The organism is Bradyrhizobium genosp. SA-3, assembly GCF_004212635.1.
In the GTDB taxonomy this organism is placed as follows: Bacteria; Pseudomonadota; Alphaproteobacteria; order Rhizobiales; family Xanthobacteraceae; genus Bradyrhizobium.
In genome coordinates, this window is the sequence record NZ_PSRT01000316.1 from 1 (window position 1) to 1,163 (window position 1,163).

The window sequence follows — 1,163 nt, forward strand, 5'->3', positions numbered from 1 at the left end:
GGTTGGAGGGGACGGGAATGGCATATCGGCAGGTGGGGCAACCGAGCTTTGCGGACGCGCTGGTGTCGCGGCGGGGGAAAGCCAATCCGGTGCTAAGGCGGATTGGCGAACTGGTCGATTGGGCAGCAGTGGAGCGCGTGCTGCGCGGCCTGCCGGAACCGGAGCGCGGGGCGCCGGCTTATCCGCGGCTGATGATGTTCAAGGCGCTGCTGCTGCAGCAATGGTATGGACTGTCCGATCCGGAGCTTGAAGAGGCGCTGGATGACCGTGCTTCGTTCCGCGATTTCTGTGGCTTTGTCCTGGGCGATGCGACGCCCGACCACGCCACGATCTGGCGCTTCCGAGAGACGTTGCAGCGGGCCGGTCTGGACGAGACATTATTCGATGAGATCCTGCGCCAGATCGAGGCGCGCGGGCTGGTGCTGCGCCGGGGTACGTTGATCGACGCGAGCCTGATCCCGGCGGCGGTGAAGCCGCCGAAGCCGCCGAAGGATCCGCAGCCGCCCGGTCCGGACGGTCGGGCGCCGAGCAAGCTGGTCAACAGCGAGCGCGATGCGGATGCGCGATGGACTAAGAAGGGCGGCAAGCGATACTTCGGCTACAAGGCCCATGTCGGGATCGATCAGGGCTCGGCGATTATCCGCCGCAGCAAGCTGACCGATGCGGCGGTCAACGACACGGTGCCGGCCGACGAGTTGATCTGCGGTGACGAGAAGGCGGTCTATGCCGACCAGGCCTATGACAAGCACGAGCGCCGCGCTGGGCTCGCTGCGCGGGGTATCAAGCCGCGACTGATGTTCCGGCCCAATAAACATCATCCGCTGACCGACCGGCAGAAGCGCTTCAACGACGCTGTGGGGCGGCGCCGCGCGCCGGTCGAGCAGGTCTTCGCACGTCTCAAGGTCGTCTATGGCTGGGCGCGCGCTCGCTATCTGGGCTTGGCGCGCAACCAGACGCATCTGCGTCTGCTTTGCCTCGCCATGAACCTCAAACGATGGGCGGTGCTGCGTCCGACAAGGGGGGTGGCGTGACCGCCATCGCCCACGGCCATCGATCAGCCGTGAAAACGGCCCCGATCCACCGTTCGCGCCCCGCCCGAGGCCGCAAAAAAATCCTTGAAATCGCGCCTCACTCCTGCGCGACCGATTGCGCAAAGCTCTCGC

1 protein-coding gene is annotated in these 1,163 nt (G+C 66.0%); it reads left to right on the plus strand.

Annotated elements, in window-relative coordinates; all coding sequences use genetic code 11:
• Positions 1 to 17 precede the first annotated feature (17 nt).
• On the plus strand, positions 18 to 1,031 hold the full coding sequence (locus CWO91_RS42250; RefSeq protein ID WP_208753155.1) for an IS5 family transposase: 1,014 nt from the start codon (positions 18 to 20) through the stop codon (positions 1,029 to 1,031).
• Positions 1,032 to 1,163 lie beyond the last annotated feature (132 nt).

Excerpts from the sequence above, each read along its gene's own strand:
- CWO91_RS42250 (WP_208753155.1), top strand. The coding sequence starts at position 18 with ATGGCATATCGGCAGGTGGGGCAACCGAGCTTTGCGGACGCGCTGGTG.